At 63.9% G+C, this 22149-nt stretch carries 24 protein-coding genes; 12 read left to right on the top strand and 12 right to left on the bottom strand.

The window, feature by feature from the left end:
• Nucleotides 1-14 precede the first annotated feature (14 nt).
• From NR193_RS19585 to dapE, 3 genes are all read right to left on the bottom strand, one after another.
• Nucleotides 15-1976: a DUF47 family protein gene (locus NR193_RS19585; RefSeq protein ID WP_256752428.1), complete on the bottom strand. Its 1962-nt coding sequence runs from the start codon at nucleotides 1974-1976 to the stop codon at nucleotides 15-17.
• A gap of 493 nt (nucleotides 1977-2469) precedes the next feature.
• Nucleotides 2470-3069 (bottom strand): transporter, encoded by a 600-nt coding sequence (locus NR193_RS19580; RefSeq protein ID WP_256752427.1) that lies wholly within the window; start codon nucleotides 3067-3069, stop codon nucleotides 2470-2472.
• A 5-nt stretch (nucleotides 3070-3074) separates the two neighbouring features.
• On the bottom strand, nucleotides 3075-4268 hold the full coding sequence (gene dapE / locus NR193_RS19575; protein ID WP_256752426.1) for a succinyl-diaminopimelate desuccinylase: 1194 nt from the start codon (nucleotides 4266-4268) through the stop codon (nucleotides 3075-3077).
• 129 nt (nucleotides 4269-4397) lie between these two features.
• Here dapE and NR193_RS19570 point away from each other — a divergent pair, with 129 nt between their 5' ends.
• On the top strand, nucleotides 4398-5441 hold the full coding sequence (locus tag NR193_RS19570; RefSeq protein WP_256752425.1) for a 2-dehydropantoate 2-reductase: 1044 nt from the start codon (nucleotides 4398-4400) through the stop codon (nucleotides 5439-5441).
• On the opposite strand, the gene NR193_RS19565 is transcribed toward NR193_RS19570, so the two are convergent.
• The 4 genes from NR193_RS19565 to dapD form a co-directional block, all read right to left on the bottom strand.
• Complete coding sequence (locus tag NR193_RS19565; protein WP_256752424.1) at nucleotides 5407-6117, bottom strand: hypothetical protein; 711 nt, start codon at nucleotides 6115-6117, stop codon at nucleotides 5407-5409. The two genes, NR193_RS19570 and NR193_RS19565, sit on opposite strands and share 35 nt — an antisense overlap.
• A gap of 21 nt (nucleotides 6118-6138) precedes the next feature.
• Nucleotides 6139-6516, bottom strand: coding sequence for a DUF805 domain-containing protein (locus NR193_RS19560; RefSeq protein WP_256752423.1), 378 nt, complete (start codon nucleotides 6514-6516; stop codon nucleotides 6139-6141).
• Nucleotides 6509-6871 (bottom strand): DUF805 domain-containing protein, encoded by a 363-nt coding sequence (locus tag NR193_RS19555; RefSeq protein WP_256752422.1) that lies wholly within the window; start codon nucleotides 6869-6871, stop codon nucleotides 6509-6511. The genes NR193_RS19560 and NR193_RS19555 overlap by 8 nt, the downstream gene beginning before the upstream one ends.
• A gap of 72 nt (nucleotides 6872-6943) precedes the next feature.
• A complete protein-coding gene (gene dapD / locus NR193_RS19550; protein ID WP_256752421.1) occupies nucleotides 6944-7798 on the bottom strand; it encodes a 2,3,4,5-tetrahydropyridine-2,6-dicarboxylate N-succinyltransferase in 855 nt (284 codons plus the stop codon).
• Nucleotides 7799-8025: 227 nt separating this feature from the next.
• Between dapD and NR193_RS19545 the strand changes: the two genes are divergently transcribed.
• Nucleotides 8026-8865: an LOG family protein gene (locus NR193_RS19545; RefSeq protein ID WP_256752420.1), complete on the top strand. Its 840-nt coding sequence runs from the start codon at nucleotides 8026-8028 to the stop codon at nucleotides 8863-8865.
• Nucleotides 8866-8916: 51 nt separating this feature from the next.
• Here the strand turns inward: NR193_RS19545 and NR193_RS19540 are convergent, their stop codons facing one another.
• A complete protein-coding gene (locus tag NR193_RS19540; protein ID WP_256752419.1) occupies nucleotides 8917-9624 on the bottom strand; it encodes a pyrimidine 5'-nucleotidase in 708 nt (235 codons plus the stop codon).
• A 161-nt stretch (nucleotides 9625-9785) separates the two neighbouring features.
• Here NR193_RS19540 and NR193_RS19535 point away from each other — a divergent pair, with 161 nt between their 5' ends.
• From NR193_RS19535 to NR193_RS19525, 3 genes are all read left to right on the top strand, one after another.
• Nucleotides 9786-10547 carry a GGDEF domain-containing protein gene (locus NR193_RS19535; protein WP_256752418.1) on the top strand — a complete coding sequence of 254 codons (762 nt, stop codon included), beginning with the start codon at nucleotides 9786-9788 and terminating at the stop codon, nucleotides 10545-10547.
• A gap of 186 nt (nucleotides 10548-10733) precedes the next feature.
• Nucleotides 10734-10916 (top strand): hypothetical protein, encoded by a 183-nt coding sequence (locus NR193_RS19530; protein ID WP_256752417.1) that lies wholly within the window; start codon nucleotides 10734-10736, stop codon nucleotides 10914-10916.
• On the top strand, nucleotides 10913-12352 hold the full coding sequence (locus NR193_RS19525; RefSeq protein WP_256752416.1) for a GMC oxidoreductase: 1440 nt from the start codon (nucleotides 10913-10915) through the stop codon (nucleotides 12350-12352). Before NR193_RS19530 ends, NR193_RS19525 begins: the two co-directional genes overlap by 4 nt.
• Before the next feature lie 88 nt (nucleotides 12353-12440).
• On the opposite strand, the gene NR193_RS19520 is transcribed toward NR193_RS19525, so the two are convergent.
• A complete protein-coding gene (locus tag NR193_RS19520; RefSeq protein ID WP_256752415.1) occupies nucleotides 12441-12608 on the bottom strand; it encodes a hypothetical protein in 168 nt (55 codons plus the stop codon).
• Nucleotides 12609-12702: 94 nt separating this feature from the next.
• Here NR193_RS19520 and NR193_RS19515 point away from each other — a divergent pair, with 94 nt between their 5' ends.
• Nucleotides 12703-13203 (top strand): MarR family winged helix-turn-helix transcriptional regulator, encoded by a 501-nt coding sequence (locus tag NR193_RS19515; RefSeq protein WP_256752414.1) that lies wholly within the window; start codon nucleotides 12703-12705, stop codon nucleotides 13201-13203.
• A gap of 55 nt (nucleotides 13204-13258) precedes the next feature.
• Here NR193_RS19515 and phhA read toward each other — a convergent pair whose 3' ends face one another.
• Nucleotides 13259-14095, bottom strand: a complete 837-nt coding sequence (gene phhA / locus NR193_RS19510; RefSeq protein ID WP_256752413.1) for a phenylalanine 4-monooxygenase — start codon at nucleotides 14093-14095, stop codon at nucleotides 13259-13261.
• Between the two features lie 140 nt (nucleotides 14096-14235).
• On the opposite strand from phhA, the gene NR193_RS19505 reads away from it, so the two are divergent.
• Nucleotides 14236-14712 carry an Lrp/AsnC family transcriptional regulator gene (locus tag NR193_RS19505; RefSeq protein ID WP_256752412.1) on the top strand — a complete coding sequence of 159 codons (477 nt, stop codon included), beginning with the start codon at nucleotides 14236-14238 and terminating at the stop codon, nucleotides 14710-14712.
• A gap of 110 nt (nucleotides 14713-14822) precedes the next feature.
• Nucleotides 14823-16370, top strand: coding sequence for a magnesium-protoporphyrin IX monomethyl ester anaerobic oxidative cyclase (gene bchE / locus NR193_RS19500; protein WP_256752411.1), 1548 nt, complete (start codon nucleotides 14823-14825; stop codon nucleotides 16368-16370).
• 161 nt (nucleotides 16371-16531) lie between these two features.
• On the opposite strand, the gene argB is transcribed toward bchE, so the two are convergent.
• Nucleotides 16532-17425 (bottom strand): acetylglutamate kinase, encoded by an 894-nt coding sequence (gene argB, locus NR193_RS19495; RefSeq protein ID WP_256752410.1) that lies wholly within the window; start codon nucleotides 17423-17425, stop codon nucleotides 16532-16534.
• 217 nt (nucleotides 17426-17642) lie between these two features.
• Entirely contained in the window at nucleotides 17643-19139 is a 1497-nt protein-coding gene (locus NR193_RS19490) for an amidase (protein WP_256752409.1), read from the bottom strand.
• Nucleotides 19140-19291: 152 nt separating this feature from the next.
• Here NR193_RS19490 and NR193_RS19485 point away from each other — a divergent pair, with 152 nt between their 5' ends.
• The 4 genes from NR193_RS19485 to msrB all read left to right on the top strand — a co-directional run bounded on the left by NR193_RS19485 (nucleotide 19292) and on the right by msrB (nucleotide 22046).
• Entirely contained in the window at nucleotides 19292-19831 is a 540-nt protein-coding gene (locus tag NR193_RS19485) for a sigma-70 family RNA polymerase sigma factor (protein WP_256752408.1), read from the top strand.
• Nucleotides 19828-20550 (top strand): anti-sigma factor domain-containing protein, encoded by a 723-nt coding sequence (locus NR193_RS19480; protein WP_256752561.1) that lies wholly within the window; start codon nucleotides 19828-19830, stop codon nucleotides 20548-20550. Before NR193_RS19485 ends, NR193_RS19480 begins: the two co-directional genes overlap by 4 nt.
• A 222-nt stretch (nucleotides 20551-20772) precedes the next feature.
• The gene (locus tag NR193_RS19475) at nucleotides 20773-21330 is read left to right on the top strand and encodes a fasciclin domain-containing protein (protein ID WP_256752407.1); all 558 of its coding nucleotides are present in this window, start codon (nucleotides 20773-20775) and stop codon (nucleotides 21328-21330) included.
• Between the two features lie 212 nt (nucleotides 21331-21542).
• The gene (msrB, locus tag NR193_RS19470; protein ID WP_256752406.1) at nucleotides 21543-22046 is read left to right on the top strand and encodes a peptide-methionine (R)-S-oxide reductase MsrB; all 504 of its coding nucleotides are present in this window, start codon (nucleotides 21543-21545) and stop codon (nucleotides 22044-22046) included.
• The last annotated feature ends 103 nt before the right edge of the window (nucleotides 22047-22149 follow it).

Genomic DNA, 22149 nt, shown 5'->3' with positions numbered 1-22149 from the left:
CGTCGATGCGCCGCTCACGCTCGCCTCCCCTGGTTGCCGGCGCCGACCCGGGTGAGGACGAGGCCGCGCATCGCGTAGCCCGTGTGCAGCAGCGCGTCGGTCGATGCTTCCAGCGCGGCCGCGAAATCAGTGCCGAGGCTGAGCGTGGCCGCGTCCGAGACATTGCGCACGAACAGGCGCCTGATCTCGCGCGTCAGCACATCGCACGCCTTTTCGGCATCGACCACCCGCCAGCAGGCGGCCAGAAAGTCATCCTGGTCCTGCGCGAGGCTCGCTTCGTTGAGCGTGCGCGCGATGGCGAGCGCCTTGACATGGTCCTGTGCCGCCTCAAGCACCTTGTCGGCCAGCCGGCGCAGCGCGGTGCGCAATTCGTCGCTCCAGCCATGGTGATTGTCCTCGGCGATCAGCGACAGGATGAAAACGGCCTCCTCCAGCGCATCCGCCGCATCGTCGGCGCATTCGATCAGCTGCAGGAAGGGCAGCCAGCGCGCGTTGCCCGCGGCCTGGTCGCGCAGGCGCATCACCAGATGATCGGCCTTGCGTTCCCAGATCTTGGCGCGCTCCGACAGCTTTCGAGCGGCCTTGACGTCCGTTTCGTGGCCATAGGCCAGCGCATCGCGTATGCCTTCGGCCAAGGCGTGGCAGAAGGCGGCGTGCTCGCCGAGCAGCGCGAACTCGTCCCGGTGACGGCGGACATGGCGCGACAGCAGCAGCCGGATCTGGTCGGCGATCAGGGCGACGGTCTGGTCCACCTGCATGGCATGGGAGGAAAGCACGAGCGCCTCGGTCAGGAAATCCTGCGCCTCGGCCGCTCCCAGCACGCTGTCCAACCGGTCGCCGATCCGGAAATGGTCGGGCGACAGCGCTTCCATCGCGTCGAAGACCAGTTGATCGGCCCCGGCCATGAGCCAGCCCATATGGCCTGCCTCGCGATCGGCTGCCTCTGTCAGCACCGCGATGGAAAGTGGCTTGGCGACAAGCCGGTTCAGCCGCTTGCGTGCCCGGTTCCAATCGATCAGGAAGACGATGCGCGCGCCCAGCCCCTCAAGGGCCGCGTCGGCCGCCGCGAGATCGGCGCAATTGAAGCGCGCCGTGCCGACGACGTAGTCGGCGCCCGAGTTCAGACCGGCGCTGCGCCGCGCGCCGACGTCCGACCATTGCGCTCCAATCTCCGACAGAAGGCCCTGGAAGAAGGCAAAGCGCCGCTCGTGCAGGTCCGAATAGGTGAGCGTGATCGAAAAACCCTCCATCTGGATCACCAGCACATGCACGTCGTTGGTGCCGATGTCGTTCTGGATGAGCAACCGCGCCCCGTCGCGCGTCGCCGCCGTGTCGAGGCCGGGATGGTCGAATTTGAGCCTGCGCGTGCGGTTCAGCCCGCGCATGAAGGCAGCGACGCGAGGGCGGTCGTCGGCATCGAGCTGCCAGACATGGGCACCGTCGACCGTATCGTCCGACATATCGACCGCCAGTCGGTTCAGGCTCTTGTGCAGATCCATCACCAGAATGTGGAACGTATCGCTCTCACCCCGCTTCCCGCCCGTCAGCGCGAGCATTTGGGCGTCGTCGAGCACGCCCGCATTCAACTGGTCCAGCCAGTCGCACCAATGATCGACCCGCGCGATTTGCGCCTTGTGGTCGGCATCCGCGCTGCCTTCCAGCGGCCGGGCCATCAGGCGGATATCCTCCCCGAGCAGCTTGCCAAGTCGTGCCAGGTCGGCAAGATGCAACGTCCCGCCCTCCAGCCAGGCCGTCGCCTGCATCTCCATGAGCCACGGCGCGTTGATATGGGCGGCCGCATAGTCGCGACGCAGGTTGGATAGCGGAGCCGCGCCATCCGCGGCATGGGCAGCCGCGGCCTGAAGCGCGGTCAGTGCGAATTTCAGCCGGTCATTGGCCGCAAGCGCGCCGGTGATCCGGGCCGGCAGCAGCAGTTTCGATTGGCCGAGCGCGGCGACAACATCCACTTTTTCCATCTATCAGCCATCCATCCTACACAATGATACATTGTTGTGTTCCTGCCTCGTTGTCCGCCTACCAAAGTGTACCGAAATCAGAAGCCGGCTTATTAACGGAGATCGAAGCACTGTCATAATCTTGTCATGATAAATATACTCTGGAGTCCACACTTCATCATTGATCTGGCGCAAAGCATTCGATGGAAGACTTTCCAGGGAGTGAGCGCTCGCAATACGGAAGCCGCCATGATGGGCACCGTGCACGGCAGTGCCCTTCATCCCGTAGGGTCGGGCAAACGTCTCAAATCACGAGCCTTCTCAGCCCTTTCGGCTGCGGCAAGTCGGGATTGCGGCTCTGTCCGAATGGCGCCGACGAGATTTTGGTGGGCACGCGAATGCCAGGCCGGGTTCACCCGGACGGGTCGATATCCGCGATCTCGGCACCCGACGCGTTGCCTCGGCTGGATCGCGCAGAAATGTCATGGACACCTGATGCGGCGGTGGCCCAGGCCTAGACGTCACCCGGAACGGTGATGCCGAGCAGCATCTGCAGCCCGAACAGCACCATCAGCGAGGCGATGAACATGCCGACGAAAACGGCGGTGCCGACCGCGGCACCCTTGCCGATTGTGGCATTGGTCATGCGCCAGGTCAGCGCCATCGACAGTGCGAACAACAGCAGCGACACAAGGCTCGAGATCTGGCTTGCGGAGGTCAGGAAAAGCCTGATCAGCGCCGAGGGCAGCATCAGCCAGGCGGTGATGGCCGAGGCCCAGTTGCTGGCCACGACATAGTGGACGAAGCGGCCGCCGATGCCGGCACGCCGCGCGACCAGGGCAAGGGCGACCAGCGGCAGCACCCAGGAGCCGATATCGACCGTTGCCAGGCGCACCAGCATGCCGAAGCGCCCCGCGAACGCATCGGGATCGCCGATCTCGTTGGCAATGCCGACCCAACCGACGATCAGCGCCGGTGCGGCAACGACGATGGCGAAAAAGGAGTTCCAGAAACCGTCGGCCGACAGGTCGAGCAGACGCAATCCGTCGACCTTGCCGAGCATCAGGCGCCAGGCGCCGGTCAGCGAAGCTTGGGTCTCGTCCGCCGAAAGCATGCTGCTCAGCCCTGTCCGAACCAGTCGTCGATGAAGCGCTGGTAGATTTGTGTCAGCGTTTCGAGATCGGCAATGGCGACGCGTTCGTCGACCATGTGCATGGTCTTGCCGACCAGGCCGAACTCGACCACCGGGCAATAGTCCTTGATGAAGCGCGCGTCCGAGGTGCCGCCGGAGGTGGACAGCGCCGGCTTTCTGCCGACCACCGCCTTGACCGAACCGCTCAGCGTCTCGATCAGCCTGTCGTCGCGGGTCAGAAAGACATGGCTGGGCCGATCGCGCCAGACGAGGTCGTAGTCGACGGGCGTTTTCTTGCCGGCCCGGTACTTGTTGCGACGAGCCGCCTGGTCGAGGCGATTGTGGATTTCCGCCTGGACCGTCTCGGCCGTCCAGGTGTCGTTGAAGCGAATGTTGAAGGTGGCGGTCGCTTTCGCTGGAATGACATTGGTGGCCGGGTTGCCGACATCGATGGAGGTGACTTCCAGGTTGGTCGGCTGGAAATCCTTCGTTCCCTTGTCGAAGACGGGATGCAGCAAGGCGTCGACAAGGCTCATCAGTCCGCGCACCGGATTATCGGCAAGCTGCGGATAGGCGGCATGGCCCTGGCGGCCATTGACGGTGATGTCGCCCGACATGGAGCCGCGCCGGCCGATCTTGATCATGTCGCCAAGCGCATCCGGGTTGGTCGGCTCGCCGACGATCGAGGCATCCCACTTCTCGCCCTTGGAAGCCGCCCATTCGAGCAGCTTGACCGTGCCGTTGATGGCCGGGCCTTCCTCGTCGCCGGTGATCAGCAGCGAGACCGACCCTTTCGGACCGCCATTTGTCTCGACATGGCGCGCCACGGCGGCGATGAAACAGGCAATGCCGCCCTTCATGTCGACCGCGCCACGGCCATACATCTCGCCATTGGCGATCTCGGCGGCGAAAGGCGGATGCATCCAGGCGGCTTCGTCGCCGACCGGCACCACGTCGGTATGGCCGGCGAACATCAGATGCGGGCCGTTGCCGGACCGCCGCGCATAGAGGTTCTCGATATCGGGCGTGCCACCTTCAGAAAACACCGGCCGATCAACCAGGAAGCCGAGCGGCTTCAGCATGGTTTCCAGCGCGCTCAGCGCGCCGCCCTCGGCGGGCGTCACCGAGGCACAACGGATAAGGGCGGCGAGGTTTTCGGCGGGATCGGTCGGCAGCGTCATGGCAAAAGCGATAGTCGAAAGCGGAAGGCCTGTCACGGCCAGACATAGGGGCCAGCCCCATGGCCGACGATACCGCCGACATTATGGTTTTCATGTCGTATAGTTGTGGGCCCCGGGGGGAGCGACAGGATGGCAGAAGGGGACAAGACAATCGTCATTGCCGGGGCCGGCAGCATTGGCTGCTATGCCGGCGGCTGCCTGGCGCTCGCTGGACGCCGGGTGATTCTGCTGGCCCGGCCGCGCGTCGAGGCGGCATTGCGGCAAGGCGGATTGCGGGTCAGCGACCTCGATGGCCACGACCGCTCGCTCAAGCCGGAAGCACTTGTCGTCACCACCGATCCGGCCGTCGCCTTGCCGAAGGCAGATGTGATCCTGGTCACGGTCAAGAGCGGTGCTACCACGGAGATGGCCGCCCTCATCAAGGCCCATGCCCATCCTGATGCCGTCGTGGTCAGCCTGCAGAACGGGGTCGACAATGCCGACAGGCTGCGTGCCGGGCTCGACGGGCGAACGGTGCTGGCCGGCATGGTGCCGTTCAATGTCGTGCAGTCGCCGGACGGCGAGTTGCCGCTGCGCGTGCATCGCGCCAGCGACGGCAAGGTGATGGTCGAGGACGGCGACGCCGGCCTGATCGGCCTCCTCGGCGTCGAAGGGCTTGCGGTCGAAGCCCATGGCGACATGCAGGCCGTGCTGTGGGGCAAGCTGCTGATGAACCTCAACAACGCGCTGGTCGCGTTGTCGGGCCTGCCGCTGGCGAGCGAACTCGCCGACCGTCGCTGGCGCCTGATCCTGGCCGGCCAGATCGACGAGGCGCTGCAGGCAATGAACGCGTCGGGCATCGCGCCGGCGCGGATCGCCGGCCTGCGGCCAGCACTGCTGCCGAAGGTGCTGCGGCTGCCGGACTGGCTGTTCAGGCTCGTGGTGCGACGCATGCTCGCCATCGCCCCCGAGGCGCGCTCGTCGATGTGGGACGATCTGCAACGCGGCCGCCCAACGGAGATCGACGACCTGCAGGGCGCGATCCTGCGGCTGGCTGAAAAGGCGGGCACATCGGCGCCCCTGACAAAACGGGTCGCGGCGCTGGTGCGCACGGCCGAGCAGAAAAAACGAGGACCACCCGGCCTGACGCCGGAACAGGTCAACGCGCGGCCAGACGACCGTCGATCAGGGTGATCTTCTGCCAGATCTTGCGCGACAGGTTGGACGCCAGGTTCTCGATGTCGTTGACGCCGTCAATGACCACATCGTCATTGACCGATTGCGCGAACAACGCGGCGATCTTGCCCGTGATCGACAGCATCTCCGAGCAGTAGTCGAGGTAGCGGGCAAGGTCGGCGGCGTTGGTGATGCGGGCCGGCGAATGTTCGGTCGGCTTGAAATTGGCCGACAGCGCCGCCGGATCCTTGGTCAGCTGATGCATGTCGATGACGTGGATCAGCGATCTGAGACCGTGCAGCTGGCGAAACACCTGCTTGCGCTTGATCCGCTCCTCGGTGCGGATCAACGCCAGGAAACCGAGCACGGCGAGGATGATCATGTTGATCGTGGCCTCGATGCCTTGCACCGACTGCACCGCATCGTCGGTCTGGGAAATGTGAATGAGCGGCAGGATGGTGCCGACAAACAGAAAGATCAGCGCGCCGGCGACGACGGCGGCGATGATGAGCCCGCGCAGCCACCAGATCGGCGCTTCGAGCGCCTTCGCCGCCTTGGCCAGATCGCGCGACAGCGACACCAGTTCGGCGGCAACGCCGCGCAGTCCGGCTTCGGGAAAACGGTCGGCGATCCGCTCTTCCAGCCGTTCGGCGGTTTCGACGATCAGTTTCGGATCAAGCGTGCGGTAGCGCATGGCGAGATGTCCGATCGAGCCTCACGATTCGGCCGGCTCGTTGGTGCGCCGGCCATAGCGGTTGGGCCCAGGCTGCCCTGGAAACAGGCACAACACAAGGAAGGCGACGATGGAGACGACCGGCACGAACAGGATCAGCGCGGCAATGCCCGGCTTGTCGAGGTCGTGCAGCCGCTTCACCGCCAGCACGATGTTCGACCACAGCGAGGCGATGAAGGCGATGAAGAAGATGAACGACCACATGTTGCTCTCCGCCGAGCCTTCCGGCACCAGCGTGAAGCGATAGAGCGGAAATGCCTGGATGATGGCGACGAGCAACCCGCCAAGAAAATAGGCCGCGCGGCTGACGCGGCCCGAGGTTTTGAAGAAAAGCCAGGTGAGATTTGATCTGTCAGGCAAGCGGGTCCGGTCCGTATTGATTGGCACCCCTGGTGCCTTCGAGAATGCCCAGTTCGACCAGCAGCCAGATGCCGCCGATGACGGGTACGAGGCCGATCAGCGTCCACCAGCCCGACTTGTTCCGGTCGTGCCAGCGTTTGGCATAGAGAGCAATCGCGAAATAGATCGATGCCAGCGCGACGAGGATGCCGATGATGCCGACCTGGCCGCCACTGGCGGTGGTGAAACGCGTGCCGAGAATCGCGTCGAGAATGAAGGCAACAATGCCGATAACGATGAATACGCCGATGCCGGCCCAGAACTTGGCCCGATTGATGCGGCCGTCAAAACTCGTCAGCAGATATTTCCAGTCCATGTCACCCCTCCATGTTGAACCAGCGCGACCGATTGTCGCGCCGGCGGAAGGTGCACTCGCTTTCCGCAAAGATCAATCGCGCAGCAATTCGTTGATCGAGGTCTTGGAGCGGGTCCTGGCGTCGACCCGCTTGACGATGACGGCGCAATAGAGGCTGGGGCCGGGCTCACCATTGGGCAGGGGCTTGCCCGGCAGCGAGCCGGCGACGACGACGGAATTGGCCGGCACCTCGCCATAAAAGACCTCGCCGGTGGCGCGGTCGACGATCTTGGTCGACTGGCCGATGAAGACGCCCATGCCGAGCACCGAGCCTTCGCGCACGATGCAGCCCTCGACCACTTCGGAGCGCGCGCCGATGAAGCAGTTGTCCTCGATGATGGTCGGGCCGGCCTGCATCGGCTCCAGCACGCCGCCGATGCCGACGCCACCCGACAGATGCACGTTCTTGCCGATCTGGGCGCAGGAACCGACCCCGACCCAGGTGTCGATCATGGTGCCTGAGTCGACATAGGCGCCGACATTGACGAAGGACGGCATCAGCACGGCGCCCGGCGCGACATAGGCCGAGTGGCGCACGATCGATCCCGGCACGGCGCGGAAGCCCGCCTTCTCGAAATCGACGGCGCTCCAGCCGTCGAACTTCGACGCCACCTTGTCCCACCACACGGCCTGGCCGGGACCGCCCTTGATGATCTCCATCGGGTTGAGCCGGAAGGACAACAGCACCGCCTTCTTCAGCCACTGGTTGACATGCCACTTGCCATCGGCCTGGCGCTCGGCGACGCGGGCTGTGCCGCGGTCGAGCAGGTCGAGCGCCGACTGGATGGCGTCGCGCGTCTCGCCGCGGGTTGCCGTCGAAATCGTGTCGCGTTCCTCGAAGGCCTTCTCGATGGTCTTTTCGAGGCTTGCCAGATCGGCGTTCGACATGAATTCGCTCCATTACCAAGCTGTTAAGGGGCTGCGCCTTAACCTGTTTCGAAAGTCGCGCGGACCCTGAGCATGCTTCGCCTGCCCAGGTCTTTGCCTGTAACAGGTTCTTGTCGCAAAACCGCAGGACACTTTTGCGGAACCTGCTTAAGTGAAGCCCTGGTGAGGGTCAATCGCGGCTGCGTCATGGGACGGCGCAAGTGAAGAACTGGACGGGTAACGCAACTATGACTCCTATGGAAAAGGCGGGATGGACGCCGCTGCCGCATTCGGATGAGGATCTGGAGCGGTCAAGAAGCGTGCCGGACACACCGCAGACGCGGGCCGAGACATACCGGCTGGCGTGGAACGATCCCGACTTCATGACGCGGCGCGAACTGCGCGCGGTCAGGCTGCAGCTCGAACTCTTGAAACCGGAAATGATCCTTGCCGAGCGCGGCATCCGATCGACGGTGATCCTGTTCGGCGGCGCGCGCCTGCCAGAGCCCGGTGGCGCGGCCTGGGCGGCCAAGAACGAGACGCAGAAGAAGAACCTCGAGGAAAACAGCAAATACTACGAGGAGGCGCGCAAATTCGCCCGCCTCTGCTCGCAGCAGTCGGCTGCTTCATACTACCGCGAGTATGTCGTGGTGACCGGCGGCGGGCCCGGCGTGATGGAAGCCGGCAACCGTGGCGCCGACGATGTCGGTGCGCCGTCGATCGGCCTCAACATCGTGCTGCCGCACGAGCAGGCGCCGAACGCCTATGTGACGCCGGAGCTCTGCTTCAACTTCCACTATTTCGCCATCCGCAAGATGCATTTCGTCATGCGCGCCAAGGCCGTGGCGGTGTTTCCCGGCGGCTTCGGCACGATGGACGAGTTCTTCGAGACGCTGACCCTGATCCAGACCGGTCGCATGGAGCGCGTGCCGGTGATCCTGTTCGGCAAATCCTTCTGGAAACGGGCGATCGACCTCGACTTCCTCGCCGAACAGGGCACGATCAGCCCGGGCGATCAGGACATCATCGATTTCGTCGACACCGCCGACGAGGCCTGGGGCATCATCAGCCGCTTCTACAATCTGTGAGAGTGTGGCGGGGGCCTTTGCAGGCCGGCATCACCTGAATATCGACAAGCTTCAGGCAGTGACCTCGACGATCGCCGTCAGGAAGCCGGCGAGATCGTCGGTGACGAAATCGACATCGTCTTCCTGGGCAGGATCGCGCTCCCAGATTTCGGAAAAGGTCGGCTCGAAATTGCGCGGCACCACGAGCACGGTGGTCATGCCCAGCGACTTCGGCACCGAAAGGTTGCGGGCAAGATCCTCGAACATCACCGCATTGTGGCCGGTGACGGCGTGCAGCTCGGCGAACTTCTCGTAGGTCTGGCGCGCCGGCTTGGGATTGAGCCCGGCGGCGACGATGTCGAAGATATCGTCGAAATGGTCGAGGATGCCGAGCTGGCGCGCCGTGCGTTCGGCGTGCTTGCGGTCGCCATTGGTGAAGATGAACTTGCGGCCCGGAAGCTGGCGGATGGCGGTGCCGAGAACGGGATCGGGCACCAGCCATGAATAGTCGATGTCATGCACCTTCTCGAGGAAATCGTCGGGGTCGATGCCGTGGCGCGTCATCAGCCCGTTCAGCGTCGTGCCGTATTCGCGGTAGAGCTCCTTTTGCAACTTGCGCGCCTCGTCGCGCGGCAGCGCCAGGAGCTCGCCGACATACGCGGTCATCTTGACGTCGATCTGCGAGAACAGATTCGAATGGTGCGGATAGAGCGTGTTGTCGAGGTCGAACACCCAGTCGGTGACGTGGGCGAAGCGGGCGGGATCGGGGAGCGTTGTCATGCGATCCTTATGGCATGAAACGGACGTTCTGAAAGCGACTTTATCCACAACCTATGCGCGTCGAAAGGGCAGAAAATGCCGTCACGATTCAAATTTTAGACATCCGGGAAAGGTGGCCTTCAGGGCTTGCTGGCAGAGAGACAATCCTGTGGGAGCAAGCGATGAGTCGTATATTTCTGAAGTCCGCCGCGATCGCCTTCGCCTCCGTCGCCGCCTCTCTCCTGCTGACGCTGATCATCGTTCCGGCGATGGGATTCCCCATCAACCGGACGATCTGGCTGACCTCGACGGTTTGCCCGCTCGTCATTGCCTGGATCGCCGGCGCCAGCACATTCTGGCAGAGCGACAGGCTGAAGAACGCGCATCGCGATCTCGCCCGGGCGCACGCCCAGCTCGCCGCCGCGCATCGCCGCCTGGAGGAAAAGGCGAGCCGCGACGACATGACCGGCATGCTCAACCGGGAGAGTTTCTTTGCCGCACTCGACGGCTCCAGGCGCAAGTCCGATCGCGGCGCGTTGCTGATCATCGACGCCGACCATTTCAAGAGGATCAACGACAGCTTTGGCCACCTGACCGGCGATGACGCGTTGCTTTTGATCGCCAGCGCGATCGAGCGTGGCGTGCGCAGCGGCGATGTGCTCGGCCGCATCGGCGGCGAGGAGTTCGGCGCCTTCCTGGTCGGCGCCACCGAACAGGAGGCCAAGCGCGTCGCCGAGCGCATCCGCCGCGAAGTCGAACTGATCCGGTTCCGGCCCATCGACGAGCGGACCATTCCGCTCACTGTCAGCATCGGCGGCACCGTGTGTGGCGCGGAGGCCAACGTATCGGACCTGATGCGTGCCGCTGACCGGCGCCTTTACCAGGCCAAGCACGGGGGCCGCAATCTGACGATCCTCGACACGGATATCTCCGCGGCGGCGTGATTGGTCCCCGATCCGGTACAACCAGCCTGTTAACGAATTTCTAACCCTGTTTGCATTCGGTTGCACCGTTTACCCGGTTTTTCGCTGATCTGCGGGCAAGCTTGGCACGAAATTGGCTTTTCCTTCAGGGCATGTGCCGTTCAGGGACTGCCATGCGCAGTCGAGGCCCCCATCGAGAGACCTGTCATGAGTTTCTTCAAGAAAATGTCGCGCCGCAGCATCGTGCAGGCGCTGATCGCACTGCCTGCCCTGTCGCTGTTCCGCAAGCTGCCTGATGCCAACGCTTCCGACAGCGATCCATCCCACGCCGACCCGAATGAAATCGTGGAGGTCAATGGCTGGATCCTGAAGCGGAGCGACCTGGCATGATCTTCGACAGCTACGAGGGGTATCGCGCCACCAACTTCAAGCCCAAGGTCTGCATCCTCGGCTCCGGTCCGGCCGGCACCACCATTGCCCGCAAGCTTGGCGCCGCCGGCATTCCGGTCGTCGTGCTGGAGGCGGGCTCACGGGAGTTCAGCGACGAGTCGCAAGATTTCTATCGTGGCACCACGGTCGGTGATTTCTATTTCGATCTCGACATCACCCGGCTGCGCTTCATGGGCGGCAGCTCGAACCACTGGGCCGGCTGGTGCCGCGTCCTCGACAAACAGGATTTCGAGCCAAAGGCCTGGGCACCCGATACCGGCTGGCCGATCCGCCGCGCCGATATCGAACCCTATTTGCCTGAGGTGCACGACATCCTCGAACTTCCCGATTTCCGGCCGGACGTGCCGATCTCGGACGACATTCGCTGGGTGCAGCTGATCAAGAGCCCGGCGGTGCGTTTTGCCGAAAAATTCGCCGACGAGCTCGACAAGAGCAGGAACATCGCGGTGGTGCTCAACACCTATGCCACCGAGCTTGCCGGCGACGGCAAGCGAGTGACAGGCGCCAGGCTATGGTCGAACGGGCAGGATGCCGGCTCGTTCAGCGCCGACTATTTCATCGTCTGCACCGGCGGGCTGGAGAATTCGCGGCTGCTTCTATGGTCGAACCAGCGCTCGAATGGCGGCGTCGTGCCGAATGCGGCGGCGCTTGGCCGCTACTGGATGGAACACCCGACCTTCGAGGGCGGCAATGCCATCCTGGCCGACTATGGCGAGTTCGAGGTCGATGCCGTCAACGAGGCCTTCTTCTCGCCGACGCTGGCCGCCATGGAGCGCCTGCAGATCATGAATTTCGGCATCAGGCTGATCGAGACGCCTTATGCCGGGATCAAGCACGTGATCGCCGACCTCGCCTGCACGGCGCCCGACATGGCCGAGTGGGTCGCCTATCAGCTCAGCCAGAATCTGCGCTGCGCGGCCCAGCTTTATGTTGCCTGGGAACAGGCGCCGCTGGCCTCCAACCAGATCGAACTGTCAAAGACCGATGTCGACCATGCCGGCGTGCCGCGCATCGAGCTGCACTGGAAGAAATCGGAGCTGGAACGCCGCACGCTTGTCGAAGGCCTGAAGCTGTTCGGCACGACCCTCATCGAGAAGGATCTCGGTCGTGTTCGTCTGATCGACTGGATTGCCAATGGCGAGGATTATCCGACCGACGAGGAGACAGCGGGCCACCATCACATGGGTGGCACGCGCATGGGCACCGACATCACCAAGAGTGTGGTGGACGCCAACTGCAAGGTGCACGGCATGGACAATCTCTATGTCGGCGGCTCCTCGGTGTTCTGCACATCCGGTCAAGCCAACCCGACGACGACGATTACCGCGCTGGCCTGCCGGCTGGGCGAACATCTGAGCAAGGTGGTCGCCGTCTGAGCGGCTTTCGGCGGCAGGCTCGTCCGTACCATTGCAACGTCATGCCTGCCGGCGCCGATGACGGCACCGGCAGAAACCCGCCATGGTTTCAAAAACCGTAGACGGCGATGCGCAGCAGCACGGCGGCGGCGGCCAGCGCCACAAGCAGAATGCCAAGGCCGATGGGGGAGCCCCAGCCGTACCATTCCATCGCCAGCTTGGCGTATTTGAATTCGTCCTCATGCGAGAGGGGCTGCCGCTGTTGAATCAAGCTCATTTTCCACTCCTGGTCGGCGGCTCGCTCTTGCCTTGTCCGAGCCGGAGCCGCATATTGCTGTTACAGTCTAAATGTTAGACAGATTGATAGTTAGATGATCGAAATAAAATCGTCAAGCGAGAATCGCGACGAGACGGCGAGCGCTATCGGCCTGGCGATCATGCAGTGGCAGGACGCGACGCAGGCCTATGACGAGGCGGTGGGGGCGAGGCTCGGGCTGAACATGGCCGAACGCCATTGCATCGGGCTGCTCCATGGCGGCCCGCAATCGGCCGGCGCGGTCGCGACCGCGACCGGGCTGACGCCGGCCGCGGTGACGGCGCTGATCGACCGGCTGGAAGCGCGCGGCCTGCTGACGCGCACGCGCAGTCTGGAAGACAGGCGCAAGGTGGTGATAGAGGCGACCGAGGCGACACGGGAACTGTCGGCGCGCTATTACGGCGCCATCGCGCGGGAAGGCGAAAAGGTCATCGCCACCTTCAGCGACGCCGAACTCGCCACCATATCGCGCTTCGTCAACGCCGCGCTCGACCTGCAGCGCGACCAGCTGGCGCGACTGAAGGCCGAGGGGCCGGACACTCCAAACGGGCGATAGGGGTGCCGATGCCTCTCGCCCCATTTGAGGGCGAGAGATCGCGACACGCGAAAAGCTAGACCGTCGCCGGGTCGAGTGCCGGCTGGCCCTTTCGGCGCGCGACGATCGCCGCGAAATCGGCGGTCTGGAAGGCATCGCGCAACGCATCGAAGGACGGCAGCACGAAATAGGCGCGCTGGAACTTGTCGATCTCGTAGCCGGTGCGCATCACCGTTTCGAGGTCGAAGGGCACGTGGTGGGCATCCTTGCTTTCGACGGCAAACTGCAACTCGGTAAAGGACGACATCAGGCCGGCGCCAAAGGCCTTCAGCGGCTGGCCGCTCTCCTGCATCAGGCCATATTCGGCCGTGTACCAATAGAGCCGGGTGATCATCTCGTCGCCACCCAGCGCAATGATGTCGCCGGCCTTCTTGCCATACATCTGCATGAAGTCGGCGAACACCGGCTGCGACAACACCGGCACGTGGCCGAAGAAGTCATGGAACATGTCCGGCTCGACGATGTAGTCGAGTTCCTGCCTGGTGCGCAGCCAGTTGGTGACCGGGAAGCGGCGGTTGGCGAGATGGTCGAAGAAGGGTGCCGCAGGAATGAGACCCGGCACGGCGACGATCTCCCAGCCGGTCAGCTCGCGCAGCTTGGCGCTGACCTCTTCGAAGTCGGGAATACGGTCGAGAAGGCCGAGCTTTTCGACACCGTCGAGATAGGAGTGGTGGGCGAGCTTGCGCGTCAGTTTGGTCTGGCGGTCGCACAGCGTGCGCCATACCGCCTGTTCCTCGGCGCTGTAATCGTAACCCTGCGCCACGGTGAAGTCGGCACGGCAGACCGAATAGTCGCCGCGCAACCCTTGCTCCGCGCAATCGCGGGCGTATTCGGCAACGCTCATCGTCGTCATGGTTTTTCTCCTCGCAAATCATGAGTGGCGAATGGTGCCATGAGGCTAACCGGATCTGCCGAGGCAAATCGGTTTTGATGATGGCTCCAACGGAATATTCGAGATAACATCCACTCAATTAGTGTCAACACGGAGTGAAAATGCCTCAATTCGATGATTTCGAGATCAAGATGCTCGATGTGCTGCAACGCGACGGACGCAAGCCCGTCTCCGAGCTGGCGCAAGAGATCGGCCTGTCGACGACGCCCTGCGCGCGGCGTTTCGAAGCGCTGCAGGATGCCGGCATCATCAAGGGCTTTGCGGCGGTGATCAGCCGCCGGGCGGTCGGCCTGATGGTCGAGGTGTTCATCCAGGTTCGCCTTGTCAGCCACAGCGACGGCTCGCCCGAAACCTTCATTGCCGCCGTGCAGCGCATGGACGAGGTGTCCTCGTGCTGGACGATGACCGGCGACCATGATTTCCTGCTGCATGTCATGGTGCCGTCGGTCGACGAGCTCAACGCCTTCGTCATGCACCGGCTGATGCGGCTCGACGGCGTGCGCGACGTCCACACGCAGCTGGTGCTGCAGAACATCAAGGGCCCCGGCCACGTGCCGCTCGCCCATCTCAGGCGATGACGCTGCTCCGCATTCCTGCGGAAAAGCTGCACGCAAACTGCTGAAACCGGCCAAGCGCGCGTCCACATCGCCGGCCAGCATGCGCGGACCAACTCTCCAGGAGGTCCGCCATGAAAATCGTCCTGATCAATCCGCCGCACACCGCCATCGGCAGCCGCGTGCCGGACGATCACCTGCCGCCGCTCGGCCTCCTGGCGCTCGGCGGCCCGCTGATCGACGCCGGCCATGAGGTGCGGCTCGTCGATGCCGAATTCGGGCCGATGCCGCTCGATATGGTGGTGCGCAACGCGCTCGACGGCTGCCCCGACTTCGTCCTGATCGGCCATTCCGGCTCGACCTCGGCGCATCCGACCGCCCTGCTCATCGCGCGCATGATCAAGGAGCGCGAACCGGCGACCATCATCATCTATGGCGGCGTCTTCCCGACCTATCACTGGCGCGACATCCTCACGGCGACGGAAGTCTTCGACTTCATCGTGCGTGGCGAGGGCGAGGCGACCGTCGTGGCGCTGGTCGAGGCGCTGGAGATGCACCAGCCGCCGGCGAGCGTGGCCGGCATCGCCTTTCGCGACGATCTGCGCCGTCCCTTCGCGACGCAACCGGCAATGACCATTTCGGAACTCGACGCCTACCGCGTCGGCTGGGAGCTGATCGACCTCAGCCGTTACAGCTATTGGGGCGGCAAGCGTGCCGTGGTCATGCAGTTCTCGCGCGGCTGTCCGCATCTGTGCAACTATTGCGGCCAGCGCGGCTTCTGGACCCGCTGGCGGCATCGCGATCCGGTGAAATTCGCCAAGGAGATCGCCTGGCTGCACCGGGAACACGGCGTCGAGCTGATCAACCTCGCCGATGAGAACCCGACGGTTTCGAAGAAGGCCTGGCGGGCCTTTCTCGATGCCATGATTGCGCAGAACGTGCCGGTGCTGATCGTCGGATCGACCCGCGCCGACGACATCGTGCGCGACGCCGACATCCTGCATCTCTACCGCAAGGCCGGCATCATCCGCTGGCTGCTCGGCATGGAAAACACCGACGAACAGACGCTCCAATTGATCCGCAAGGGCGGCAGCACCTCATCCGACCGCGAGGCGATAAGGCTGCTGCGCCTCCATGGCATCCTGTCGATGGCGACCTGGGTGGCCGGCTTCGAGGATGAAGGCTTTCGTGATCTGTGGCGCGGCTTTCGCCAGCTCATCGCCTATGACCCGGACCAGATCCAGGCGCTTTATGTGACGCCACACCGCTGGACACCGTTCTTCAGGATCGCGCGGGATCGCAAGGTGATCCAAAGGGATGCCCGGCTGTGGGACTACAAGCACCAGGTGTTGCACATGACCAGGCTGAAGCCGTGGATGCTGTTCTTCAGCGTCAAGCTGATCGAGCTGGCGGTGCAGTCGCGGCCGAAGGCACTGGCCCGCATCCTGTTCCACAAGGATCCCGAGCAGCGGCACTCGATGCGCTGGTACACGCAAATGGGCCGCCGCGTCTGGTTCCGCGAGGTCTGGGGCTTTCTGGCCCGCGACCGCCGGGTGCAGAACGGCCCGACCCTCGCCGAGTTCTGGGGCGCGCCGCAGGACGCGGAAGAGGAATCCATGACCGTTCAACGATCAGCGCGAAAGCTGACATCATGCGGGATCATGATTTCGCCGAGTCCCTGACTGTTACCGCGCTCGGTGAAGGTGTGTTGAGATTCAGGTCAGGACGAGCCGAAAACGGTGGCTTTCCAAAACCGGAGCGCAGCGGACGTTCTGGTCCGTGAGCACCGGAAGTGGAGAAAGCCCCCGTTTGCAGGCCGGCATCGCCTGAATATCAATGCACCTCAGGGAACGATCAGCGTGCCGGCGCCATGCTCGGTGAACAGTTCGAGCAGCACCGCATGCGGCGTCTTGCCGTTGAGGATGACGACGCCTTCGACGCCGCGCTCGATCGCCTCGATACAGGTTTCGACCTTGGGGATCATGCCGCCCGACACCGTGCCGTCCTTGATCAGCGCCTTGGCCTCGGCGACGGTCAGCTCGTCGATCAGGTTCTTGTTCTTGTCGAGCACGCCCGGCACATCAGTGAGGAACAGCAGGCGCGTCGCCTTGCAGGCGCCGGCAATGGCGCCGGCGAAGGTGTCGGCATTGATGTTGTAGGTGTGGCCGTCGCGGCCAGGCGCCACCGGTGCCAGCACCGGGATCATCTCGGAGCGCGCCAGAAGGTCGAGCAGAGTGCGGTCGACCTCGACCGGCTCGCCGACGAAGCCGAGATCGAGCACGCGCTCGATGTTGGAGTCCGGATCGATCATCGTCTTGCGCGCCTTTTCGGCGAACACCATGTTGCCGTCCTTGCCGCACAGGCCGATCGCCCATTCGCCCTCGGCGTTGATCAGCGCCACGATCTCCTTGTTGATCGAGCCGGCCAGCACCATCTCGACGATCTCCACCGTCTTCTGGTCGGTGACGCGCAGGCCGCCCTCGAACTTGGATTCGATACCCATCTTGGCCAGCATGGCGCCGATCTGCGGACCACCGCCATGAACGACGATCGGATTGACGCCGGACTGCTTCAACAGCGCGATGTCGCGGGCGAAGGCCTTGCCGAGCTCGATATCGCCCATGGCGTGGCCGCCATATTTCACCACGACCGTCTTGTTCTCGTAGCGCTGCATGTAGGGCAGCGCCCGCGAAAGCAGGGCGGCCTGCATTTCGGCGGTGGCGGTGATCTCCGTCATCGGCGTGGTTCCCGGCTTCTGGTTTGTGCATGCCGCTGTCCCAAAACCGCTAGGCACTTTTGGGCGACATGCACTTGGTTTATGCATGTCGTTGCTCCAAAACCGCCAAGCACTTTTGGGCGACATGCACTTGGAAAGAACGGCGGCGTCTTAGCGGGAATTGCGGCGGCCCGCAAATGGCATTGCTGTCATATTCGAACGCCTCACGACGTCGTCATCACGATGGCACCTTCAGCGGCGCCCTGCGGCCCAGCCAACCCGAGATCTTCTCCATCTGCGCAGCAAGCGACAGCAGCGTCTCCTCGTCACCCGGACGGCCGGCCGCCTGGATGCCGAGCGGCAGGCCGGCATCGGTGACATGGACGGGCAGCGCGATCGACGGCTGGCCGCTGACATTCTGGATCGCCGGCCAATGGGTGAACCAGAGGCTCTTGTCCATCAGCTGGCCGAACAACGGCTTCAACCTCAACAAGGGTGTGAGGTGCAGCTTGTCGAGCAGGTTTTCGATGAGGTCATCGGCGCCTTTCGGATCCATGGCGCCGCAGGCGAGCGGCGGGTGGGCGATGATCGGCATCAGCACGGCATCATAACGCGCGGTCTCCTCGATCAGGCGTCGCGAGGTGGCATGCAGCCGCTGCAGGCCGGCATAGGTCTCGCCGGCCGAGACCATTTCGCCCAATCGGCCAAGCACCCGCGTGGCGCGTTCGATGTCGCCGGCAACCGAACGGCCGACGCGCAGCGCTTCGGCCCGCATCGTGCCGGCGACGGCCGAGGCAACCGTCCTGCAGAAGTCGGCGATGAAATCGCGCCCGATAAAGGGCAGGTCGATTTCCTCGACCGCATGGCCGCCCTCGCGGGCAAGCGCCACCGCCGTGTCCAGCGCCTTCAACGTCTCCAACGAAACCGGCAGGCCGAGCGGCGATTTTCGGTACACGGCCAGCTTGAGCTTGCCGGGATCGCGCGCGGCGGCGGCAGTGAATGTGCCTTTCGGCGGCAGCGCCGCATAGGGCGACAGCGGGTCGGGCCCATGGGTGAGGTCGAGCAGCAACGCCGAATCGCGCACCGAGCGGGTGACGGCATGGTCGACCACCATGCCGTACCAGCTTTCGCTCACCAATGGCGTCAGCGGTATACGGCCGCGCGACGTCTTCAGGCCGACAAGCCCGGTGCAGGCGGAAGGCACGCGGATCGAGCCGCCGCCATCCGAGGCATGCGCCACCGGGACGACGCCGGCGGCGACCAGTGCCGCCGCGCCGCCCGACGAGCCGCCGCTGGTGTGACCGGTGTTCCACGGATTGCGGGTGATGCCGAAGGCCTTGGATTCAGTCATCAGCCGCAGCCCGTGCTCCGGCGCTGTCGAGGTGACGATCGGAACGAGCCCAGCGGCAAGATAACGATCGGTCAGCACCGAATTGACATCGGCCAGCCATGCCGGAATGCGGCTGCCGCCATGTGTCGGTACGCCCTTGATGGCGATGCCGAGGTCCTTGATGGCGAAGGGAACGCCGGCCAGCGGCAACGAGCGGTCGATGGTCTTCGCCCGCGCCCGTGCGGCCTCATAGAGCGGCTCGGCCGTGGCATTGATGTCGGGACGGGTGGCCTCGGCGCGTGCAATCGCCGCTTCGGTCAGCTCGATCGGCGAGACCTCGCCCTTGCGGACCAGGTCGGCAAGGCCGGTTGCGTCTTGCGCCCACAGTGTATGCCCAACCGACATGCGCGCTCCCCCTGTCACAGCCGGCAAGCTAGCCAGTCGTGATTCGGTTGGCAATCGATGGACCGAATCCCTGTGGCAAGCGCGGCAGGGTTTGGCGTGCACAAGGCGATTTCCGCCGTTGCAAATACATTGCGATCCCCTAATTTGCCTGCATGACGCCGCAGGACATCACCAAGCTGATCGTCCGGACTTCGATGAAGGATCGGGCCGCGTTCGATCTGCTCTACCGGCAGACCAGTGCGAAACTTTTCGGCGTCTGCCTTCGTGTATTGAATGACCGGGGAGATGCCGAAGAAGCCCTACAGGAGGTCTTCGTCAAGATATGGATGAAGGCGGACCGTTTTGCCGTTTCCGATCTCAGCCCGATCTCCTGGCTGGTGGCGATCGCGCGCAACCATGCGATCGATCGCATAAGAGCGCGGCGCAAGCCTGCCGTCGATATCGATGCCGCGCTCGACGTGGCCGATCCGGCGCCGGGGCCGGAGGCGATGGTGGTGGCGGGCGGCGAATCCGAACGCATCCGTCATTGTCTCGATGAGCTGGAAAAGGACCGGGCAGCGGCGGTCCGGGGCGCCTATCTCAAGGGCGAAAGCTATGCCGAACTGGCGGAGCGCCATGGCGTGCCGTTGAACACCATGCGTACCTGGCTGCGCCGCAGCCTGCTGAAACTCAGAGAATGTCTGGAAAGATGACGCTCGCGGAAGACAACGGACCGGAACGCGGAGGCGACGACCTGCTCGCCGCCGAATACGTTCTCGGCGTGCTGTCGGCGGAAGAGCGGCAGATCGTTTCCCGACGCATCGACGCGGACACGGATTTCGCGCGGCTCGTCGACGGCTGGGAGGTTCGCCTTTCGCCTCTGGCCGCCGCCTATCCGGACATCGAGCCGCCGGCTTCCGTCAAGATCGCGCTCGATCGCCGGCTGTTCGCATCAACCACGACCGCGCCTGCCGAGGCGCGTGCTGGGCTGTGGTCCAGCCTGGCCTTCTGGCGTGGCCTCGCGGCGGCCGCGGTTGCCGCGCTGGCGATCTACATTGCCGTGCCCTACCTCAATCCGCCGGTCGTGCAGCCGCAGGCGCGCCTCGTCGCCTCGCTGGCCGCCGATGGCAGCGATGTCAAATATCTTGCCATCTATGATGCCGCGCATCACGAGGTCGGCCTGTCGCACGTCTCCGGTGAGCGGGCCACCGGCAAGGACTTCGAACTGTGGATGATCGAGGGCAAGAACCCGCCTGTCTCGATGGGCGTCATCCCCGTCGGCTCGACGGCGCATATCGTCGTCTCGCCGGCGGCGCAGCAGAAGCTCGCCCAGGGCGCGGTGCTCGCCGTCAGCCTCGAGCCGGCAGGCGGTTCGCCGACCGGCCAGCCGACCGGACCGGTGGTGGCGGCGGGTGATCTGAAGAGCATCTGACCGACGCTTCCCCACACCACCAACATCACGAAGACTGAAGGGCTATCCGCCTTTCGTGGGCTGGCGGAAACTTGTGAGCCGGCAAAGCGCTTCTCACCAAAACCTCATCGTCGGGCAAATAGAATCAAAAAAATCCGATATTCTGAAACTCATGCGTTTGCGTTCCGTATCTCCTCGCGTCCCCAAAAAATGGGAAGAGAAAACCCGAGGAGTTTTGACATCATGCGTAAATTCGCCACCCTTTTGCTTGCCGGTACGATCGCTGCTTCCGCGCTTGCCACCGCAGCCTACGCCGAAAACCCGATGGTTGGCGGCGCCGCCATGTATGCCAGCAAGAACATCGTCGAGAATGCGGTCAACTCGAAGGACCACACGACACTGGTCGCCGCCGTCAAGGCAGCCGGCCTGGTCGAGACGCTGCAGGGCGCCGGTCCGTTCACCGTGTTCGCGCCGACCAACGAGGCCTTTGCAGCCCTTCCGGCCGGCACGGTCGAGACATTGCTGAAGCCCGAGAACAAGGACAAGCTGACCAAGATCCTGACCTGCCATGTCATCGGCGCCAAGGCGATGGGGGCGGATGTGGCCGCGATGGCCAAGGCTGATGGCGGCACCCACAAGGTCAAGACGGCTGGCGGCTGCGAACTGTCGCTCAAGGCGGACGGCGGCAAGGTCACCGTGACCGACGAGAACGGCAATGTCGCCAATGTGACGATCGCCGACGTCGAACAGTCCAACGGCGTCATCCACGTCATCGACAAGGTTCTTTTGCCGAAGATGTAACAACAGGCTTGCCGCGAGCGAAATTGCGGCAAGGGCTCTTCGTCGATTGCATGGTCTCGCTCCCGTGATCCGCAACCGACCGCGCACTCCGCGCCGTCCACGTTCAGATGTGGAACGGCGCGGAGTGTTCGTGCGAGGGGGCCACCGTCACCGGCTTTTGATTTCCGTGTGGCGGTATAGTTTGGCAAAGAGACAACAGGAGGAACCTGGTCATGAACCGTCGCGACTTTCTTTTGAGCGGTGCTGCCGCCATCGGCGTCGTCGGGGCCGCGGCCGCCGTGCTACGCATGGGCAATCCACAGGCCGCGCAGGCCGCCGAAACGTTCGAGGTCACCAAGACCGAGGCCGAGTGGAAGGCCATCCTGTCGCCGGCCGCCTTCGACGTGCTGCGCAAGGAAGGCACGGAATATCCCGGCACCAGTCCGCTGCTCAACGAACACCGCAAGGGCATTTTCGCTTGCGCCGGCTGTGACCTGCCGGTCTATCCGTCGGAGACGAAGTTCGATTCCGGCACCGGCTGGCCGAGCTTCTGGCAAGAGATCGCCAATGCCATCGGCAAGACCGAAGACCGGTCGCTCGGCATGACCCGCACCGAGGTGCACTGCCGCCGTTGCGGCGGCCATCTCGGCCACGTTTTCGACGATGGCCCGGCGCCGACCGGCCTGCGTCACTGCATCAATGGCGTGGCACTGACCTTCAAGCCCGCTACGGCCTGACGAGATCCAACCGCGAAAACAAAAAACTCCGGGCTTTGCGGCCCGGAGTTTTTTGCGTGGTCAGGCATTTTCGGGCGTGGACTGGAGGAGCTTCCCGAAATTT

The sequence above is a fragment of the Mesorhizobium sp. Mes31 genome, from assembly GCF_024519675.1.
In the GTDB taxonomy this organism is placed as follows: domain Bacteria; phylum Pseudomonadota; class Alphaproteobacteria; order Rhizobiales; family Rhizobiaceae; genus Mesorhizobium.
Note: the sequence above shows the minus strand (reverse complement) of the source record. Positions and strands in the feature narration are given on the sequence as shown.

Excerpts from the sequence above, each read along its gene's own strand:
- NR193_RS19585 (WP_256752428.1), bottom strand. The coding sequence starts at position 1,976 with ATGGAAAAAGTGGATGTTGTCGCCGCGCTCGGCCAATCGAAACTGCTG.
- NR193_RS19580 (WP_256752427.1), bottom strand. The coding sequence starts at position 3,069 with ATGCTTTCGGCGGACGAGACCCAAGCTTCGCTGACCGGCGCCTGGCGC.
- dapE (WP_256752426.1), bottom strand. The coding sequence starts at position 4,268 with ATGACGCTGCCGACCGATCCCGCCGAAAACCTCGCCGCCCTTATCCGT.
- NR193_RS19570 (WP_256752425.1), top strand. The coding sequence starts at position 4,398 with ATGGCAGAAGGGGACAAGACAATCGTCATTGCCGGGGCCGGCAGCATT.
- NR193_RS19565 (WP_256752424.1), bottom strand. The coding sequence starts at position 6,117 with ATGCGCTACCGCACGCTTGATCCGAAACTGATCGTCGAAACCGCCGAA.
- NR193_RS19555 (WP_256752422.1), bottom strand. The coding sequence starts at position 6,871 with ATGGACTGGAAATATCTGCTGACGAGTTTTGACGGCCGCATCAATCGG.
- dapD (WP_256752421.1), bottom strand. The coding sequence starts at position 7,798 with ATGTCGAACGCCGATCTGGCAAGCCTCGAAAAGACCATCGAGAAGGCC.
- NR193_RS19545 (WP_256752420.1), top strand. The coding sequence starts at position 8,026 with ATGACTCCTATGGAAAAGGCGGGATGGACGCCGCTGCCGCATTCGGAT.
- NR193_RS19540 (WP_256752419.1), bottom strand. The coding sequence starts at position 9,624 with ATGACAACGCTCCCCGATCCCGCCCGCTTCGCCCACGTCACCGACTGG.
- NR193_RS19535 (WP_256752418.1), top strand. The coding sequence starts at position 9,786 with ATGAGTCGTATATTTCTGAAGTCCGCCGCGATCGCCTTCGCCTCCGTC.
- NR193_RS19530 (WP_256752417.1), top strand. The coding sequence starts at position 10,734 with ATGAGTTTCTTCAAGAAAATGTCGCGCCGCAGCATCGTGCAGGCGCTG.
- NR193_RS19525 (WP_256752416.1), top strand. The coding sequence starts at position 10,913 with ATGATCTTCGACAGCTACGAGGGGTATCGCGCCACCAACTTCAAGCCC.
- NR193_RS19520 (WP_256752415.1), bottom strand. The coding sequence starts at position 12,608 with ATGAGCTTGATTCAACAGCGGCAGCCCCTCTCGCATGAGGACGAATTC.
- NR193_RS19515 (WP_256752414.1), top strand. The coding sequence starts at position 12,703 with ATGATCGAAATAAAATCGTCAAGCGAGAATCGCGACGAGACGGCGAGC.
- phhA (WP_256752413.1), bottom strand. The coding sequence starts at position 14,095 with ATGACGACGATGAGCGTTGCCGAATACGCCCGCGATTGCGCGGAGCAA.
- NR193_RS19505 (WP_256752412.1), top strand. The coding sequence starts at position 14,236 with ATGCCTCAATTCGATGATTTCGAGATCAAGATGCTCGATGTGCTGCAA.
- bchE (WP_256752411.1), top strand. The coding sequence starts at position 14,823 with ATGAAAATCGTCCTGATCAATCCGCCGCACACCGCCATCGGCAGCCGC.
- argB (WP_256752410.1), bottom strand. The coding sequence starts at position 17,425 with ATGACGGAGATCACCGCCACCGCCGAAATGCAGGCCGCCCTGCTTTCG.
- NR193_RS19490 (WP_256752409.1), bottom strand. The coding sequence starts at position 19,139 with ATGTCGGTTGGGCATACACTGTGGGCGCAAGACGCAACCGGCCTTGCC.
- NR193_RS19485 (WP_256752408.1), top strand. The coding sequence starts at position 19,292 with ATGACGCCGCAGGACATCACCAAGCTGATCGTCCGGACTTCGATGAAG.
- NR193_RS19480 (WP_256752561.1), top strand. The coding sequence starts at position 19,828 with ATGACGCTCGCGGAAGACAACGGACCGGAACGCGGAGGCGACGACCTG.
- NR193_RS19475 (WP_256752407.1), top strand. The coding sequence starts at position 20,773 with ATGCGTAAATTCGCCACCCTTTTGCTTGCCGGTACGATCGCTGCTTCC.
- msrB (WP_256752406.1), top strand. The coding sequence starts at position 21,543 with ATGAACCGTCGCGACTTTCTTTTGAGCGGTGCTGCCGCCATCGGCGTC.